A 16119-nucleotide genomic window follows, 5' to 3' on the forward strand; every position below is an offset into this window, starting at 1 on the left:
CCCCCGGCTTACAAATTGTCGCCATCCGGGCGCGCCGCCAATTCGGGAAAACGCCCATGGGGGTCGAACAGGGCCTTGATCCGCGCCTGCAAGGCGGCGGTCGACCGCCCGGCTGCGACCGGCGCGGCGCCGGCCTGAGCCGCCGTCGGCGCCGCGCCCACGCCCAGCGTCACCCCCTGGACCCAGGCCAGCGTGCCGCCATGTCCCAACAACAGGTGCGCCAGGTTGACGCTGGCCGGCGCTTGCGGCGCCAGGGCGTCGAGCCGATAGCGCGCGGCCCAGCGATCCGCGACGCGGCAGGCGGCGGCCAGTTCGCCCCCCGCCAACTGGAACAGCGCCGGCACCAGCCGCTGCACCGTGGCTGACCGCAGCGGCTGCACATCGTCGGCGCCAAAGGGCCCCAGGGTTTCCTCCACGCCGTCGGCCAGCAACAGATCGACGGCCAGCACACCCGAGTCGGCGCCGCGCCCCGCCGGCCAGATCGCGGGGGCCGCCAGCCATTGCGCCAGCGTCATGGCGCCGGGCAGCCCGTCGAACTGCCGCAGGCCAGCCTGGGCCAAGGCCGCCACCGGCACGCCCGGCTGGGCGCGCCAGCGCGGAACCGGGCCGGACAGGCGCGCCAGCGTCGCCAGTCGGCCGGGGTCGATCCACAGCAGCGGCCCGTTCACCGGCTCGAACGGGCCCGGCGCCTCGTCCAGCGCCATCACCACGCCGTACTCGGCGCACAGCGCGCGGGCGTGGACGACGTCGGCCTCGCGCTGCGGCGCCAGCACGGCACGCGGGCCCTCGCCCGGCGCCTCGACCTGGTCCCGCACCGCCCCGTGGCACAGCAGCGCCAGTCGTTGCAGGAAAGTGGCCCAGGGGGTCTGGACCGGCCGTCGGCCCAGGAGGAAAGCGCGCCGCGATGGCTGCATGACTACAATTCCTTTTTCCGCTTCAAGTAGCCTTCGAGATTCCGATGCCCCGCCTTGCCGCCCGTACCGACGATTTCCTGACCTTCCAGGTGGTTGAACTGTTCAAACAGGCGCAAGCGCTGCAGGCGGCGGGCAAGGACATCATCAGCCTGGGCATCGGCGAACCGGACTTTACCGCGCCGCCCCAGGTCGTGGAAGCGCTGCAGCGCGCGGCCCAGGCTGGCCAGAGCGGCTACAGCGCGCCCGCCGGCCTGATGCCGCTGCGCGAGGCCATCGCCCGGTTCTACCACGAACAGTTCGGCGCCGCGATCGATCCGCGCCGCGTCATCGTCACGGCCGGGGCCTCGGGCGCCCTGACCCTGGCCTGCGCCGCCCTGGTCAACCCGGGCGCGGAAGTGCTGATGCCGGACCCCTCGTATCCCGCCAACAGCAACTTCGTGCTCGCCGCCGGCGGCCGGCCGCGCCTGATCCCCAGTTCCGCGGACAAGCGCTTCCAGCTGTCCGCGCAGGACGTGGCCCGGCACTGGACCGAGGCCACCCAGGGCGTGCTGGTGGCCTCGCCCAGCAATCCCACCGGCACCTCCATCGACCACGGTGAACTGTCCAGGCTGCTGGCCGAGGTACGCGCCCGCCAGGGCTTCGCCATCGTCGACGAAATCTACCTGGGCCTGTCCTACGAAGGCCAGCCGCGCTCCGCGCTGACGCTGGACGACGACATCATCGTCATCAACAGCTTCTCGAAGTACTTCCACATGACCGGCTGGCGCCTGGGCTGGATGATCGTGCCCGAGGCCATGGTGGCGCCGGTCGAGAAGATCGCCGGCAGCCTGGCCATCTGCGCCCCCACGCTGGCGCAGCACGCCGCCCTGGCCTGCTTCACGCCGGACGCCCTGCGCACCTTCGAACACCGCCGCGAAGCCTTCAGGCAGCGCCGCGACTACCTGCTGCCCGAGTTCGAACGCCTGGGCCTGAAGGTGCCGGTCAAGCCGGACGGCGCCTTCTACATCTACGCCGACATCAGCGACTTCGACACCGACAGCGCCAGCTTCTCGCAGCGCCTGCTGCTGGAAGCCGGCATCGCCGCCGTGCCCGGCCTGGATTTCGGCCCCGCCCATGGCCATCACACCATGCGCTTCTCCTACGCCACCGGGCTGGACCGTCTGGAAGAAGCCGTGGCCCGCCTGGGCAAGCTGCTGGGCCGCTGACGCGCGGCTACGCCGCCCTGGCGGGGCCAGGCGCCGGGCCCGGCCAGGGACTGCCGGGCTTGCGCCCGGCCGCCTGAGGTTATGCCCGCCGGACGGGCTTGCGTCGCCCTCCCCCCGCCTGGCGAAGAATTAACGTCCAGATCATCATCGCCGGGCACACTCGCCGGCGCCACGCATTCCCGCGTTGAGCGCCGCTGTGAAGCCACAGGGCCTACAGCGTGGGCAATCTGCCGCTGCCGCCACCGACGCCATTCACCATCGTCGCGGATTTCGACGAAGCCTGCGATGGCGGCTTCCACATCGCCGACCTGGGCAATATGGTGGTTCCGCTGCAGATCAAGTTCCAGCCCGAAGGCAGCCCGGTGCTGACGTCCAACGGCCAGAACATCGAGTTGAAAAACACCGATGGCACGCCGAACGGGCTTGCACTGCAAGTCAAGGAAAACGGCGCCATTCCGATCGCCTTCAATGAATGGCGCCCGACCGAGTCACTGACCACCACGCTGCGTCCCAGGAGCCTGTACTACTCGGCGGAACTGATGAAGACCGGCGCGGCAGTGGTGCCGGGGACGTTCAGCCAGCAAATCACGATACTCGTGACCTTCCGCTGATCCCCGGTTCCGCCTATGGGTATGCAGGATCAATCGCGCGCCAGCGCGATCCCCGACGCCAGCGCCAGGCGCCGGCGCTCGGCCTGCACCTTGGCGCCGTAGCCGTTGTCGTCCGGCCCGGTCGAACCGACATAGCAGGCCAGGCCGCCATCGACCGAACCGCGCCGGTTGATGCAGTCCTTCAGGATGGTGGCGCCCACGGCGATATTGGCGCCGGGGTCCAGGGGGTTCTTGCCCACCGCGTCGAACTTGTCCTGGTGCACGCTGGTCATCACCTGCATCAGCCCCTGCGCGCCGACATGGCTCTCGGCCAGCGGGTTGTAGCGCGACTCGATGGCGATGACGGCCAGCAGCAGCAGCGGATCCAGCTGCTTCTCGCGGCCCACCTTGTACACAGTGTTCAAGAGCGGGCCGGTCGCGTCATAGGCGACCTTGTACTTGCGCGAGATATAGTTACGCAACGCCTCGGCCTGCGGGCCGGTGGCGACCATGGCGGGCTTCTTGGGCGACGCCGGCGCGGCGCGGGCAGGCCCCAGCATGCCGGTCGCATTGCTGGAAGGCGCGGTGGGCACGGCCATGGCAATCGCCGACGAGGAGTCGGCGCCGAACTCGGACCCGGCTTCGGTTTCGATGCCAGGCTGCATGGATGAAGGCGCGAGGGCGGTCAACAAGGCTTTGTGCACTTGCAATGCCTGGTCGCGCAAACCAGGCAGGGCGAATCCCATGCTTACCGTCACGATCACCGCGATGCCCAGGTAGACGGAGCAGATGCGCAGCGATTCGGCAAGATATTGGTGCACTCCTTGGGCCATGTTCCTGAACAGGCTGGCCACTGACGCATCGGGCATGAAAACCTCCTGCGTTAAAAAAGAGGGAGTCAATGTTAACCTCTCTTTCTCCCCAAGATGTAACCAAATAGCCGGGATCTGTAGTGAAATACCGCGACCTTAGAGACTTCCTCGCTCAACTCGAACGCATGGGCGAGCTCAAACGCATCGCCGCGCCGGTCTCGACGCGCCTGGAAATGACCGAGATTTCCGACCGCGTGCTGCGCGCCGAGGGCCCCGCCCTGCTGTTCGAAAAAGCGCGGCACGACGGCAAGCCGGCCGAGATGCCGGTGCTGGCCAACCTGTTCGGCACGCCCTCGCGGGTGGCGCGCGGCATGGGCGCCGACGACGTCAGCGCACTGCGCGACATCGGCGAACTACTGGCTTCGCTGCGCGAGCCCGAGGCGCCCAAGGGCCTGCGCGACGCGCTGGCCAAGGTGTCGATGCTGAAGTCGGCGCTTTGGGACATGAGCCCCAAGAACGTCAAGAGCCCGGCCTGCCAGGAGATCGTCTGGGAAGGCAAGGACGTGGACCTGACGCGCCTGCCGATCCAGACCTGCTGGCCGGGCGACGTGGCGCCGCTGTTGACCTGGGGCCTGGTGATCACGCGCGGCCCCAACGCCCGCCGCCAGAACCTGGGCATCTACCGCCAGCAGTTGCTGGGCCCGAACAAGCTCATCATGCGCTGGCTGTCGCACCGCGGCGGCGCGCTCGATTTCCGCGACCACGCGCTGGCGCATCCCGGCACGCCCTTCCCCATCGCCGTGGCGCTGGGCGCCGACCCGGCCACCACGCTGGGCGCGGTCACCCCGGTGCCGGACAGCCTGTCGGAATACCAGTTCGCCGGCCTGCTGCGCGGCTCGCGCACCGAGGTGGCACAGGCGCTGGGCAGCAACCTGTCGGTGCCGGCCTGGGCCGAGATCGTGCTGGAAGGCCACCTGCTGCCGTCGTCGGATCCGCGCGCCATCGCCCCGGTGGTGCCGGACGGCGTCAACCCGCCGCCCAACAGCGACTACGAGATGGCGCTGGAAGGCCCCTACGGCGACCACACCGGTTACTACAACGAGCAGGACTGGTTCCCGGTGTTCACGGTCGAGCGCATCACCATGCGCCGCAACCCCATCTACCACTCGACCTACACCGGCAAGCCGCCCGACGAGCCCGCCGTGCTGGGCGTGGCGCTCAACGAGGTGTTCGTGCCGCTGCTGCGGCGCCAGTTGCCCGAGATCGTCGACTTCTACCTGCCGCCCGAGGGCTGCAGCTACCGCCTGGCGGTGGTGTCGATCCGCAAGCAGTACGCCGGCCACGCCAAGCGCGTCATGTTCGGGCTGTGGAGCATCCTGCGCCAGTTCATGTACACCAAGTTCATCGTGGTCGTGGACGAGGACATCAATCCGCGCGACTGGAAGGAAGTGGTGTGGGCCATGACCACGCGCATGGACCCGGTGCGCGACACGCTGCTGGTCGAAAACACGCCCATCGACTACCTGGACTTCGCCTCGCCGGTGTCGGGCCTCGGCGGCAAGATGGGCCTGGACGCCACCAACAAATGGCCGGGCGAGACCCAGCGTGAATGGGGCACGCCCATCACCATGGACGCCGACGTCAAGAAGCGGGTGGACGACATCTGGGGGCAATTGGGGCTGTAGGCCGGCGGCGCGGACAGTCGCGCTGGCCGCGTTGCCCGCCCCCCAAAAAAAATCCCGCCGGAGACGGCGGGATTTTTTCTTGGGCGGGCGCGAAGACCGGAATCAGACGTCGTCGCGCGAATCGCGCCAGAGCTTGAACAGCTGCCAGCCCACCAGCGCGCCGCCGGCCAGCTTGAGCAGCTTGGACTTGCCGCCGCCCCGCATGAACATCGCCGACAACGACGAGCTGATGATGGGATAGCGCCGCGCCAGGCCGATAGCCTGCATGGCCCAGCGCGAGGCGCCGCCGGACGCGAGCCCTGGCAGGAAACTCTTGAGCAGCGCGGCCGGCTCGAGCCTGCGCCCGGTGGACACGATGCCCTGGGCCAGCGACTCGCGCTCGATCGCGGCGCGGGCGCGCAGCAGTTCGATGCGCACCGCGCGGTCGACGGTGGGAGACCTTTTCGTCATGACAAGTCCTCCTGGCGCCGCTGCGCGCGGTCATCGTCCTGCGCGTCGCGCACCCGTTCGAGCAGCTCGGCGTCACGGCCCAGTTCTTCCAGCGTGGCCGCGAACGGCGGCGGTCCGTAGACCAGGCCGTGGCGCACCACCAGCAGCAACACCACGCCGACCACCAGATAGAAGGCCGCCAGCAGGCCCAGGGCCAGGTAGCGGTCTTCGGTGGGCCAGAACGCCACCGCGATCGTGATGGTGAACACCAGCACCGCCAGCGTCAGGAACAGCAAGGCGGCGAACGCCATGCCCAGCAGCTTGAGCAGGCGCGCTTTTTCGCCCGCCGCTTCCAGTGCCAGCAGTTCCAGGCGCGTGCGCATCAGCCCGACCAGGCTGGACGCCACGCCAAACACAGATTTGCGTAGACCCATGGCAAGAAGGACACCGGGCGGGCGAGCCGGCATGACGCCGGCGCCGCCCGCCCGGAGGTCCCGCCTTGTCAGCGGCGGCTGATCAGCAAGCCGAGCAGCAGGCCGGTCACGCCTGCGATGCCGATGGCTTGCCAGGGATTGTCGTGCACGTAGTCATCGGTGGCGCGGGCAGCCTTGCGACCGCGTTCGAGCACCGCGTCCTGGGCTTCATACAGGGCTTCGCGGGTGCGCTTGAGCGAGGTCATGGCGCGTTCGCGCAATTCGGCGGCCTTGTCGCCGGTGCTGCCGGCGGCTTCGCGCAGCAGGCTCTCGGCGTCGTTCAGGCTGGTCTTGACACTGTCGATCAGTTTTTCTTTTGCGACGTCTTCGGATTTTCTCGTGGCCATTTTTTGAGCTCCTGTAGTGTGTCTATGACGAAACCATCATACCAGCCGTCCCGCGCGGGTCCAGGCCGGCTTGCTACCGTGTGCTACTTGATTTGCGTAATCTCAACGGCGGACTTGACGCCGCCCTGGTCGATATCCTGCTTCATGACCAGGTTGACCGCCGGACAATACCAATCGGTGACCGTGGTGTTCATGCCGGGAATGGGAATGGTCAAGCCCTGGAACGTGGCCATGGTGGGATCGGAATTGCGGGTGTAGGAAATGGGATGGCAGGACTGCTGGCCCAGCGCGGTGCTGATGCTGGCCGCGCGCCCCACGCTTTTCTCGCCGATGCGCACCGTGGTGCTGGGCTGGCCGCCGACCGGCGCTTCCTTGCCGATTTTCAGACGGAACGACGAACCGGGCAGCTTCTGGCCCGGATTGAGCTTGCCGTCGTACGCGAACAGCCCCAGCATGCGCAGGTCGAACTGGCCTTCGGAGGGGCGCGGCGCTTCGCCGGCGGTGGCGTACTTGAGGAAGGTGGCCTGGCCGCTCTTGACGGTCATCAGGTAATCGAGGCTGGACTTGCCCGGCGGCAGGCCGGCGTAGCTGAAGCGGGCCACGCCCTGCACCCGCGCGCGGCAGTTGTCGCCATTGCTTTTTGTAACCTCGGAAAAGTTCAGGTCGGCGCCCAGCGCGATGTTGCCGGACCCGGTGAGCTGGACCGCGCCGCCATCATGCATGAACTGCGCGTCGCAGACGCCGGCCTGCGCCACGCCGGCCGCGCCCAGCGCGCCGGCCACAAATACCAGGGATGCCCAATTTCGCAACGCCACAAGCCACTCCAGAAATCCAGAAAGCGCCGAGCGCTGTCCGCGCACGGCTGGCTTGATACTACACCGGTTGGCCCGCGCGGCGCATGACCGAACGTGTCAAGCCGATGACGGGCGCCGGCGCGCCGGCGAGGGCGCGCCGTGGCCCGGCGCCAGCCCCCCACGCGCTAGGCCACCGCGCGCGACCCGGCCGCCTGCGACGAGGCGTCCTCCACGTCGGGCACCGCCGCCAGGACCACGGGCGCCTGGGCCCGCTCGGGATTGCCGTGGCGCCGGTGCAGGAAATCCACCACCGCCGCGCGGCACGACAGATAGACCGGGTCGTTGGCCAATCGCACCCGGTCGCGCGGGCGCGGCAAAGGCACGGGCAGGATCTCGCCGATGGTCGCGGCCGGCCCATTGGTCAGCATGACGATGCGGTCGGACAACAGCACGGCTTCGTCCACGTCGTGCGTGACCATGATGGTGGTGGTGCGGGTCTTGGCGACGATCTTGAGCAGCTCGTCCTGCAGATGCGCGCGGGTCAGCGCGTCGAGCGCGCCGAACGGCTCGTCCATCAGCAGCACGCCCGGCTCGATCGCCAGCGCGCGAGCGATGCCGACGCGCTGCTTCATGCCGCCGGAGATCTCGCGCGGCAGTTTGTTCTGCGCCGGCAGCAGGCCCACCAGGTCGAGCGCGGCGCGGGTGCGCTCGGCCAGCTGGGCGCGCTTTTCCGACGCGCCGAAAACCCGCTCCACCGCCAGGTGCACGTTCTGGAAGCAGGTCAGCCAGGGCAGCAGCGAGTGGTTCTGGAACACCACGGCGCGGTCCGGGCCGGGCCCGGTGATTTCGCGCTCGGCGCACAGCAGCACGCCGCTGGTCGGGCGGGTCAGGCCGGCGATCAGGTTCAGCAGGGTGGACTTGCCGCAGCCGGAATGGCCGATCAGGGTGATGAACTCGCCCTGCTCCACCGTCAGGTCGATGTCGCGCAGCGCGACGAAGGCGCCCTTGCGGGTGGCGAAGGTCTGGCCCACGCGTTCGATGCGTACGAATTTCTTCATGGCGCTACTCCTCGGTGTAGGTGAAGCGGCGGGCCAGCGCGACCAGCAGCGTTTCCAGGATCAGCCCGACGATGCCGATCACGAAAATGGCGATGACGATGTGCTCGACCTTCAGGTTGTTCCACTCGTCCCACAGCCAGAAGCCGATGCCGGTGCCGCCGGTCAGCATCTCGGCCGCGACGATCACCAGCCAGGCGGTGCCGATGGACAGCCGCACGCCGGTCAGCATGTAGGGCAGCACGGCGGGCAGCAGCACTTTGGTGGTGACCTTCCATTCCGACAGGTTCAGCACCCGCGCCACGTTCAGGTAGTCCTGCGGCACGCGCGACACGCCGACCGCCGTGTTGATGATCATGGGCCAGATCGAACAGATGAAAATGGCCCAGATCGCGGCCGGGTTGGCGGCCTTGAACAACAGCAGCCCCAGCGGCAGCCACGCCAGTGGCGACACCGGCCGCAGCAGGCTGACGATGGGCGAGAACATTGCCCGCACCGGCGCGTAGCGGCCGATGGCGAAACCGATCGGAATCCCCACCAGCGCGGCCAGGCCGAAACCGATGCCGACCCGCTGCAGCGAGGCCAGCAGGTTCCAGCCGATGCCCTTGTCGTTGGGGCCGTTGTCGTAGAACGGGTCCGAGAACAACGCCACCGCCGCCTGCCAGGTCACGCCCGGCGTGGGGATCTCGGGGATGCGCATGGCCACCACCTGCCACACCAGCACGAACAGCGCGAAACCGGCCACCGGGCCGACCACGGCGCGCAGCGCCGCTTCCAGCCGTTCGCGCCAGGCATCGGTCCAGGGGGCGGCCCGCGGCGCCGGGGCGGGGGTGGCGGACACGGGCGCGGCCCGCTCCATACTCGTTACGGTAGACATCGCGAGCTTCTCCTATGCGTGGCGGCGCTCAGGCCTTGACCTTGAAACCATCGGCATAGGCCGCCGGGTTGCTGCCGTCCCAGACCACGCCGTCGACCAGTTTGGAACTGCGCATCTCGCTGCCTGGCACGGCGAGGCCGGCGGCCTGCGCGGCCTGCTTGTAGATGTCGATGCGGTTGACCTGGCGCGCGACGGCCAGGTAGTCGGGATGCTCCTTGAGCAGGCCCCAGCGCTTGTGCTGGGTCAGGAACCACATGCCGTCGCTCAGGTAGGGGAAGTTGGCCGCGCCGTCGCCCGAGAAGCGCATCGCGTGCGCGTCGCTCCAGCGCTTGCCCAGGCCATCGTCATACTGACCCTGCATGCGGTCGATGATGCCGCTGGCGTCGGTGTTGACGTACGACTTGGCGGCGATGGTCTCGGCGGTCTTGCGGCGGTTTTCGGGCGAGGCGTCGATCCATTTGCCCGCCTCCAGAATGGCGGCGGTGACGGCGCGCGCGGTGTTCGGATGGCGCGCCACGAAGTCGGCGCTGGTGCCCAGCACCTTTTCGGGATGGTCGGTCCAGATGGCCTGGGTGGTCACGGCGGTGAAGCCGATCTTGTCGAGGATGGCGCGCGCGCCCCACGGCTCGCCCACGCAGAAGCCGTCCATGTTGCCCACCCGCATGTTGGCCACCATCTGCGGCGGCGGCACGGTGATGACCTTGGCGTCCTTCATCGGGTCGATGCCGTAGGCGGCCAGCCAGTAGTACAGCCACATGGCGTGGGTGCCGGTCGGGAAGGTCTGGGCGAAGGTGTATTCGCGCTTCTCGGAGGCCATCACCCTGGCGAGCGATTCGCCGTCACGCGCACCGGCCTGCAGCAGCTTGTTCGACAGGGTGATGGCCTGGCCGTTCTGGTTCAGGCTCATCAGCACGGCCATGTCCTTCTTCGGCCCGCCCACGCCCAGTTGCACGCCATAGATCAGGCCGTAGAGCACGTGGGCCATGTCCAGTTCGCCGTTGAGCAGCTTGTCGCGCACGGCGGCCCAGGACGCTTCCTTGGACGGCGTGATGGTGACGCCGTACTTCTTGTCGATGCCCAGCACCGAGGCCATCACGACCGAGGCGCAGTCGGTCAGCGGAATGAAGCCGATCTTGACCTCGGCCTTCTCGGGCGCGTCGCTGCCCGCGGCCCAGGCGCCGGCGCGCACCAGCGGGTCGACCAGCGACAGCAGGCCGGCGCCGGCCACGGCGCGCGCGGTGCCGGCCAGCCACTTGCGGCGGCTGGCGTCGGTGGTCGAATCCGGCCCCGTGGCGGCGGGAAGGCGGGGTTTCACTGGCGTCATACGAGGCTCCTGGCAAAAAAAAACGTCCCGCGCGCCGATCGGGGGCAACCCGTTGGCGCTGCGGAACGTCGTTGTTCCCTGCCGCGGATCGCGGCGCTTGGCGTGGCCGGACCGCGCGCGGACCGTCCATCAACGGTTAAGCAATCGGCGTGCCAAGCGGCCGGGCGCGCTCGTCGCGGCCGGCGCGCACCCGCGCGCCCATTGGCTTTGCGGCGATCCGCAAGGCCGGGCCAGGCCGGCCGGGGCGCCCCGCCCCGATGATGGCCGGCGCGCCTGGCGATCCAACTTGGTGCGTAAACGAATGCGGCAACGCACCATCGATGTGCGGGCGGCGCCGGCGGCCTCGAATCCGGCGGCTTGCCCGCGCCCCGTCTCCCCTGCGGCCCGGCATCCTCGCCCACGCGGCCGCTGCCCGATGCGCGGCGTTTCTGGCTTGGCCGAGGCCTCTGCGCGGGCATGGAACTTGCATGGGTTGAGCCGGCGCGCCCCGCAAGCGGCCCGCGCCAAATAAGTTGTGGCTATATGGATTCAAGAAATCAGAAGTTGTGGGGATGAGACCCGGTCCCTATGATCGTTTGACCTACTGCCGGGTGCGCCCGAGGCCGCGTAATGAAGCTTTTCCCGATTTTTGCCGATCTGAAGGACAGGCCCGTGCTGGTCGTGGGCGGCGGCGCGGTGGCCGAGCGCAAGACGCTCGCCCTGCTCGAAGCCCATGCCGATGTCGCCGTGGGCGCGCCCGAGCTGACGCCGGCGCTGGCGGACCTGCTGGCGGCGGGCCGCATCCGCCACCTGGCGGGCCGCTTCGACCCCGCCTGGCTCGACGGCGCGTGGCTGGCCGTGGCCGCCACCGATGACCGCGGCGTGAACGCGGCGGTCTCCGACGCCGCGCGGGCCCGCCGCATCTTCAGCAACGTGGTGGACGATCCCGAACTGTCGTCGTTCCAGGTGCCGTCGATCGTCGACCGCTCGCCGGTCATCGTGGCCATTTCCTCGTCCGGCGTGGCGCCAGTGCTGGCGCGGCGCCTGCGCGAACGCATCGAATCCCTGTTCGACCACAGCCTGGGCCGCCTGGCGGGCCTGGCGGAACGCTACCGCGCGCGCATCCGCGCCGGCCACCCCGACCTGGGCGCGCGCCGCCGTTTCTATGACTGGCTGCTGGACGGGCCCGTGGCCGGCCTGCTCCGCCAACAACGTCCCGAGGCCGCGCAAGCCGCGCTGGAAGCCGCCCTGGCCCAGCCGCTGGCGCCGGCCGAAGGCAGCGTGGTGCTGGTCGGCGCCGGCCCCGGCGATCCGGGCCTGCTGACGCTGAAGGCGCTGCGCGCGCTGAACGAGGCCGACGTGATCCTGTACGACCGGCTGGTCAGCGACGACATCATGTCGCTGGCGCGCCGCGACGCCGAACGCATCTCGGTGGGCAAGCTGCCGGGCGAGGACCATCACGCCACCCAGGCGCGCATCCACGCCCTGCTGGTCGAGCACGCCCGCCTGGGCCGCCGCGTGGTGCGGCTCAAGGGCGGCGACGCTTTCATCTTCGGCCGCGGCGGCGAGGAACTGGAACACCTGCGCGCGCATGGCGTGCGTTATGAGGTGGTGCCCGGCATCACCGCCGCGCTGGCCTGTGCCGCCTACGCCGGCATCCCGCTGACGCATCGCGAGCACGCGCAATCGGTGCGCCTGGTGACCGCGCACTGCCGCGAAGACGAGGACAACCTGGACTGGCCGGCGCTGGCGCGCGAACGCCAGACGCTGGCGTTCTACATGGGCGTGGGCCAATTGGAACTGCTGGCGCAGCGCCTGATCCGCCATGGCCGCGCCGCGACCACGCCGTTCGCGCTGATCGAGAACGGCAGCCGGCCCGAGCAGCGGGTGCTGTCGGGCACGCTGGAAGACCTGCCGCGTCTGGCGCGGGCGCACGCCATCCGCTCCCCCGCCCTGCTGATCGTGGGCGAGGTGGCGGGACTGGCGCAATCATTGCATTGGTTCGGCGAGCACCTGGAAGGCGCGCCGCAAAGACTGGCGGCGTAGCGGCCGGCGACGGGTGCCGCGGGCGCCCGGCCACGCCGCCGGGGGACGACTCAATCGGTCTTCTGGGTGGTGCCGAAGATGCGGTCGCCGGCGTCGCCCAGGCCCGGCATGATGTAGCCATGCTCGTTCAGGCCGTCGTCGATGGACGCGGTGTAGATATGCACATCCGGGTGCTTGGACAGCACCGCGTCGATGCCGACCGGCGCGGCCACCAGCACCAGCGCGCGGATTTCCTTGCAGCCGGCGCGCTTGAGCAGATCGATCGCGGCGACCATGGAGCCGCCAGTGGCCAGCATCGGGTCGACGATCAGCGCCAGGCGCTGGTCCAGTTCGCCCACCAGGCGTTCCAGGTAGGTGTGGGCTTCGAGGGTCTCTTCGTTGCGGGCCACGCCCACCACGCTGACCTTGGCGCCCGGGATCAGGCTGAGCACGCCGTCCAGCATGCCGATGCCGGCGCGCAGGATGGGCACCACGGTGACCTTCTTGCCGGCGATCTTCTCGACCTGCACGGGGCCGCACCAGCCTTCGACGGTGGCGGGCGCGAGCGGCAGGTCCTTGGACGCTTCGTAGGTGAGCAGCGCGCCCACTTCCTGCGACAGTTCACGGAAGCTCTTGGTACTGAGGTCGGCGCGGCGCATGATCCCGAGCTTGTGGCGGATCAGCGGGTGGCGGATTTCGTGCACGGGCATGTGCGTAAATCTCCAGGATTATTGATAGGCAGGGTTGGTTCGCCTCAGGCGCCGCCGCAAACATGGCGCGCGCCCGAGAATCGTAATCGGTTTACCGGGTGGATGCAGGGGGCCGCGTCAACCTTATTGTTCGGCCAGCCAGGCGATCAGGGCGTCGTCGAAGGCCCGCACGGCGCCGGCCTGCTCGTGGTTGACGATGCTGACCACCACGTAGCGCTTGCCGCTGGCGCCCAGCACGTAGCCGGCGATCGCGCGCACGTCGCGCAGCGACCCGGTCTTCAGGTGGGCCATGCCGAGGGTGCCGTCGCCTTTCATGCGGCGGCGCACCGTGCCGTCGACGCCGGCGATCGCGAGGGATGAAATGTACTCCGGCATGACGGGGGAATTCCAGGCCAGGGTCAGCATCGAGGCCAGGCTGTCCGCCGAGACCCGCGCGTCGCGCGACAGGCCGGCGCCGTTGTCGATCACCAGTTCGGGCATGTCCAGGCCCTGGCGGGCCAGCAGGTCCTTGGCCACGCTGCCACTGCTGGCCACGGTGGCCGGCCGGCGACCCTTTTCCGCGCCCAGGGTCAGCAGCAGCGTGCGCGCCATGACGTTGTTGCTGCGCTTGTTGATCTGGCGGATAACCTCGGCCAGCGTCGGCGAATCGTGCGAGGCCAGCACCACGGCGTCGCCCGGCACCATGCCGGCGCGCACCTGGCCCTTGAAGGTGCCGCCCAGCTCCTTCCACAACAGGCGGAACAGCTCGGTGGCGTAGTCGGTCTGCGACAGCGCCAGCCGGTACAGGTCGAATTCGCCGCAGGAACCGGCCACCTTGCCGCTGACGCGCAGGGTCACGCCCTGCTGGGTGATGACCGGGTCGGTGTTGACGACGGGCGCGCCCGGGCAGCGGGCGTCGCTCCATTCGACCCGGCCCTCGATCTTCAGGCCGGGCAGCGGCGGGTCGATCAGCGGCACCCACTTGTTGGCGGCCGGATCGGGGGTGAACAGGATGCGCACGGCGCCAAAGCCCACCATCAGGGCGTCGGGGCTGGCGTTGTAGGCGCGGTCCGGCGCGCCGTCGAAGGCACCGGGGTCGGTGGCGACCTGACCGAAGATGCTGCGGTCGATCACCAGGTCGTTGATCTGCTTGACGCCGCGCAGGCGCAGTTCGCGCAGCAGCACCCACAGGTCCTGCATCAGGAATTGCGGATCGCCGCCGGCGCGCAGGTAGAGCGGCCCGGGCAGCGCGCCCTTGGCGTCGGGCCGGGCGCCCGGCTCGGTCATGAAGGCGGTGCGCCAGACGTAGTTGGGGCCCAGCTCGGACAGCGCCGCCCAGGTGGTGACCAGCTTCATCACCGACGCCGGGTTGCGCGCTTCCTTGGCATTCAGCGCCGCCAGCCGCGGGCCGCCGACCTCCTGCACCACCAGCGACAGCGAACTGTCGGGCAGCTTGCTGGCCTTCCAGGCGTTGACCACGCTGGGCGGCAGCCCCGGCACCTGGGCGCAGGCGGCACTGGCGGCCAGGGCCAGCAGTCCGCCGGCCAGCCATTGCCACGGCCCGCCCACCCGCTTTTTCCCTAGTCCCGTCATGCCCTGTCCATCCGGTTGCTCGTGCTGCAAAACCGTGAGCATACAAAACCTGGGACGGTTGCGGGCGGCCGGCGCGCGCCGAAAGCGCGCCGGCCGCCCCCGCGAGGGGTCTACTGTTGCAGTTTCCACTTGCCGCCGGCCACGGTGGCCATGACCAGCGCGCGCTCGTCCAGGCCGTTGTGGTCGGTCGGGCTCATGTTGACCACGCCGGTGGCGGTCGGCAGGTTCTTGACGTTCTCCAGCGCGTCCCGCAGCGCCGCGCGGAATTCCGCGGTGCCGGGCTTGGCTTTCTTGAGCGCCACCGGCACGGCCTGCTGCAGCAGCAGGCCGATGTCCCACGTGTAGGCGGCGAACAGCGACACGCTGCCCGGACCGTTGGCGGCCTCGTACTTTTTGGCGAAGGCCTGGGCCGTGGCCTTGACCGGATGGGTGTCCGGCAGCAGATCGGCCACCATCACCGGCCCCACCGGCACCCAGGCGCCGTCGCAGGCCGCGCCGCAGACGCGCAGGAAGTCGTTGTTGGCCACGCCGTGGTTGAAGTAGATCTTGCCCTTGAAGCCGCGTTCGCGCAGCGCCCGCGCCGGCATCGCCGCCGGCGTGCCGGAGGCGCCCACCACCACGGCGTCGGGGGCGGCGCCGACCAGCTTCAGCGTCTGCGCCACCGCCGAGGTGTCGGTGGGCGCGAAGCTTTCCTTGCCGACGATCTCGATGCCGTGCTGCTTGGCGGCCTTTTCCACTTCCACCCAGAAGGTTTCGCCCAGGGCGTTGTTGAAACCGATGAAGGCCAGCTTCTTGACGCCGTTGGCGGCAGCGTGGCGGGCGATGCCCTCGGCCATCAGGGAATCGGAGTGCGGCGTCTTGAAGACCCAGCGGCGCTTGTCATCCACCGGGTCGATCAGGCGCGCCGACGAGGCCAGCGTGATGACCGGGGTGGCGCCGCTGGCCACGGTGTCCAGCATGGCCATGGTGTTGGGGGTGGTGGAGGAGCCGATGATGAGGTCGGCCTGGTTTTCCGAGATCAGCTTGTGCGAATTGCTGACCGCGCGGGTGGTGTCGGAGGCGTCGTCCAGCACCACGTATTCGACCTTGGCGCCGCCGATCTCGGTGGGCAACAGGCTGATGGTGTTGCGTTCGGGAATGCCCAGCGAGGCCTGGGGACCGGTGGTGGACAGGGTGGCGCCGATCTTCACCTGCGCCAGCGCGGGCGCGGCGGCCGCGACCAGCAGGGCCGCCAGCGCGGCCGTCAGAGTGCTACGAGGGGTCATGCGGTGTCTCCTTTGGGGCGCGGATATCGTTATGCGTCTTGCCGATCCGCTACGGCGTAAAAA

16 protein-coding genes are annotated in these 16119 nt (G+C 69.3%); 4 read left to right on the forward strand and 12 right to left on the reverse strand.

What is annotated here, in order from left to right:
- Nucleotides 1–8: 8 nt before the first annotated feature.
- On the reverse strand, nucleotides 9–914 hold the full coding sequence (locus ABFG95_RS09045; protein WP_278992029.1) for an FAD-binding protein: 906 nt from the start codon (nucleotides 912–914) through the stop codon (nucleotides 9–11).
- 44 nt (nucleotides 915–958) lie between these two features.
- Here ABFG95_RS09045 and ABFG95_RS09050 point away from each other — a divergent pair, with 44 nt between their 5' ends.
- Nucleotides 959–2119 (forward strand): pyridoxal phosphate-dependent aminotransferase, encoded by a 1161-nt coding sequence (locus ABFG95_RS09050; protein ID WP_175145831.1) that lies wholly within the window; start codon nucleotides 959–961, stop codon nucleotides 2117–2119.
- Between the two features lie 218 nt (nucleotides 2120–2337).
- On the forward strand, nucleotides 2338–2730 hold the full coding sequence (locus ABFG95_RS09055; RefSeq protein WP_175145832.1) for a hypothetical protein: 393 nt from the start codon (nucleotides 2338–2340) through the stop codon (nucleotides 2728–2730).
- Nucleotides 2731–2759: 29 nt separating this feature from the next.
- Here the strand turns inward: ABFG95_RS09055 and ABFG95_RS09060 are convergent, their stop codons facing one another.
- Nucleotides 2760–3578: a lytic transglycosylase domain-containing protein gene (locus tag ABFG95_RS09060; protein WP_175145833.1), complete on the reverse strand. Its 819-nt coding sequence runs from the start codon at nucleotides 3576–3578 to the stop codon at nucleotides 2760–2762.
- A gap of 83 nt (nucleotides 3579–3661) precedes the next feature.
- On the opposite strand from ABFG95_RS09060, the gene ubiD reads away from it, so the two are divergent.
- Nucleotides 3662–5206 (forward strand): 4-hydroxy-3-polyprenylbenzoate decarboxylase, encoded by a 1545-nt coding sequence (gene ubiD / locus ABFG95_RS09065; RefSeq protein WP_049075588.1) that lies wholly within the window; start codon nucleotides 3662–3664, stop codon nucleotides 5204–5206.
- A 102-nt stretch (nucleotides 5207–5308) separates the two neighbouring features.
- On the opposite strand, the gene ABFG95_RS09070 is transcribed toward ubiD, so the two are convergent.
- The 7 genes from ABFG95_RS09070 to ABFG95_RS09100 all read right to left on the reverse strand — a co-directional run bounded on the left by ABFG95_RS09070 (nucleotide 5309) and on the right by ABFG95_RS09100 (nucleotide 10505).
- Nucleotides 5309–5656: a hypothetical protein gene (locus ABFG95_RS09070; RefSeq protein WP_049075590.1), complete on the reverse strand. Its 348-nt coding sequence runs from the start codon at nucleotides 5654–5656 to the stop codon at nucleotides 5309–5311.
- Nucleotides 5653–6069 (reverse strand): phage holin family protein, encoded by a 417-nt coding sequence (locus ABFG95_RS09075; protein WP_049075592.1) that lies wholly within the window; start codon nucleotides 6067–6069, stop codon nucleotides 5653–5655. Before ABFG95_RS09075 ends, ABFG95_RS09070 begins: the two co-directional genes overlap by 4 nt.
- A gap of 68 nt (nucleotides 6070–6137) precedes the next feature.
- Entirely contained in the window at nucleotides 6138–6455 is a 318-nt protein-coding gene (locus ABFG95_RS09080) for a DUF883 family protein (RefSeq protein ID WP_049075594.1), read from the reverse strand.
- 83 nt (nucleotides 6456–6538) lie between these two features.
- A complete protein-coding gene (locus tag ABFG95_RS09085; protein ID WP_049078020.1) occupies nucleotides 6539–7264 on the reverse strand; it encodes a hypothetical protein in 726 nt (241 codons plus the stop codon).
- 170 nt (nucleotides 7265–7434) lie between these two features.
- The gene (locus ABFG95_RS09090; protein ID WP_049075596.1) at nucleotides 7435–8307 is read right to left on the reverse strand and encodes an ABC transporter ATP-binding protein; all 873 of its coding nucleotides are present in this window, start codon (nucleotides 8305–8307) and stop codon (nucleotides 7435–7437) included.
- A gap of 4 nt (nucleotides 8308–8311) precedes the next feature.
- Complete coding sequence (ntrB, locus tag ABFG95_RS09095) at nucleotides 8312–9181, reverse strand: nitrate ABC transporter permease (protein ID WP_054518824.1); 870 nt, start codon at nucleotides 9179–9181, stop codon at nucleotides 8312–8314.
- Nucleotides 9182–9209: 28 nt separating this feature from the next.
- Nucleotides 9210–10505: a CmpA/NrtA family ABC transporter substrate-binding protein gene (locus tag ABFG95_RS09100; protein WP_104010679.1), complete on the reverse strand. Its 1296-nt coding sequence runs from the start codon at nucleotides 10503–10505 to the stop codon at nucleotides 9210–9212.
- Nucleotides 10506–11114: 609 nt separating this feature from the next.
- Here ABFG95_RS09100 and cysG point away from each other — a divergent pair.
- Nucleotides 11115–12530 carry a siroheme synthase CysG gene (gene cysG, locus ABFG95_RS09105; protein ID WP_063582298.1) on the forward strand — a complete coding sequence of 472 codons (1416 nt, stop codon included), beginning with the start codon at nucleotides 11115–11117 and terminating at the stop codon, nucleotides 12528–12530.
- 50 nt (nucleotides 12531–12580) lie between these two features.
- Here cysG and upp read toward each other — a convergent pair whose 3' ends face one another.
- The 3 genes from upp to ABFG95_RS09120 form a co-directional block, all read right to left on the reverse strand.
- Nucleotides 12581–13219 (reverse strand): uracil phosphoribosyltransferase, encoded by a 639-nt coding sequence (gene upp / locus ABFG95_RS09110; RefSeq protein ID WP_020926674.1) that lies wholly within the window; start codon nucleotides 13217–13219, stop codon nucleotides 12581–12583.
- A 123-nt stretch (nucleotides 13220–13342) separates the two neighbouring features.
- Nucleotides 13343–14791 carry a D-alanyl-D-alanine carboxypeptidase/D-alanyl-D-alanine-endopeptidase gene (gene dacB, locus ABFG95_RS09115; protein WP_049075599.1) on the reverse strand — a complete coding sequence of 483 codons (1449 nt, stop codon included), beginning with the start codon at nucleotides 14789–14791 and terminating at the stop codon, nucleotides 13343–13345.
- Between the two features lie 110 nt (nucleotides 14792–14901).
- On the reverse strand, nucleotides 14902–16056 hold the full coding sequence (locus ABFG95_RS09120; protein WP_348995779.1) for an ABC transporter substrate-binding protein: 1155 nt from the start codon (nucleotides 16054–16056) through the stop codon (nucleotides 14902–14904).
- Nucleotides 16057–16119: the final 63 nt, after the last annotated feature.

The sequence above is a fragment of the Achromobacter sp. HNDS-1 genome (genome assembly GCF_040084795.1).
GTDB classification, from domain to species: Bacteria; Pseudomonadota; Gammaproteobacteria; order Burkholderiales; family Burkholderiaceae_B; genus Achromobacter; species Achromobacter ruhlandii.

Excerpts from the sequence above, each read along its gene's own strand:
- ABFG95_RS09045 (WP_278992029.1), bottom strand. The coding sequence starts at position 914 with ATGCAGCCATCGCGGCGCGCTTTCCTCCTGGGCCGACGGCCGGTCCAG.
- ABFG95_RS09050 (WP_175145831.1), top strand. The coding sequence starts at position 959 with ATGCCCCGCCTTGCCGCCCGTACCGACGATTTCCTGACCTTCCAGGTG.
- ABFG95_RS09060 (WP_175145833.1), bottom strand. The coding sequence starts at position 3,578 with ATGCCCGATGCGTCAGTGGCCAGCCTGTTCAGGAACATGGCCCAAGGA.
- ABFG95_RS09070 (WP_049075590.1), bottom strand. The coding sequence starts at position 5,656 with ATGACGAAAAGGTCTCCCACCGTCGACCGCGCGGTGCGCATCGAACTG.
- ABFG95_RS09075 (WP_049075592.1), bottom strand. The coding sequence starts at position 6,069 with ATGGGTCTACGCAAATCTGTGTTTGGCGTGGCGTCCAGCCTGGTCGGG.
- ABFG95_RS09080 (WP_049075594.1), bottom strand. The coding sequence starts at position 6,455 with ATGGCCACGAGAAAATCCGAAGACGTCGCAAAAGAAAAACTGATCGAC.
- ABFG95_RS09090 (WP_049075596.1), bottom strand. The coding sequence starts at position 8,307 with ATGAAGAAATTCGTACGCATCGAACGCGTGGGCCAGACCTTCGCCACC.
- ntrB (WP_054518824.1), bottom strand. The coding sequence starts at position 9,181 with ATGTCTACCGTAACGAGTATGGAGCGGGCCGCGCCCGTGTCCGCCACC.
- ABFG95_RS09100 (WP_104010679.1), bottom strand. The coding sequence starts at position 10,505 with ATGACGCCAGTGAAACCCCGCCTTCCCGCCGCCACGGGGCCGGATTCG.
- cysG (WP_063582298.1), top strand. The coding sequence starts at position 11,115 with ATGAAGCTTTTCCCGATTTTTGCCGATCTGAAGGACAGGCCCGTGCTG.
- upp (WP_020926674.1), bottom strand. The coding sequence starts at position 13,219 with ATGCCCGTGCACGAAATCCGCCACCCGCTGATCCGCCACAAGCTCGGG.
- dacB (WP_049075599.1), bottom strand. The coding sequence starts at position 14,791 with ATGACGGGACTAGGGAAAAAGCGGGTGGGCGGGCCGTGGCAATGGCTG.
- ABFG95_RS09120 (WP_348995779.1), bottom strand. The coding sequence starts at position 16,056 with ATGACCCCTCGTAGCACTCTGACGGCCGCGCTGGCGGCCCTGCTGGTC.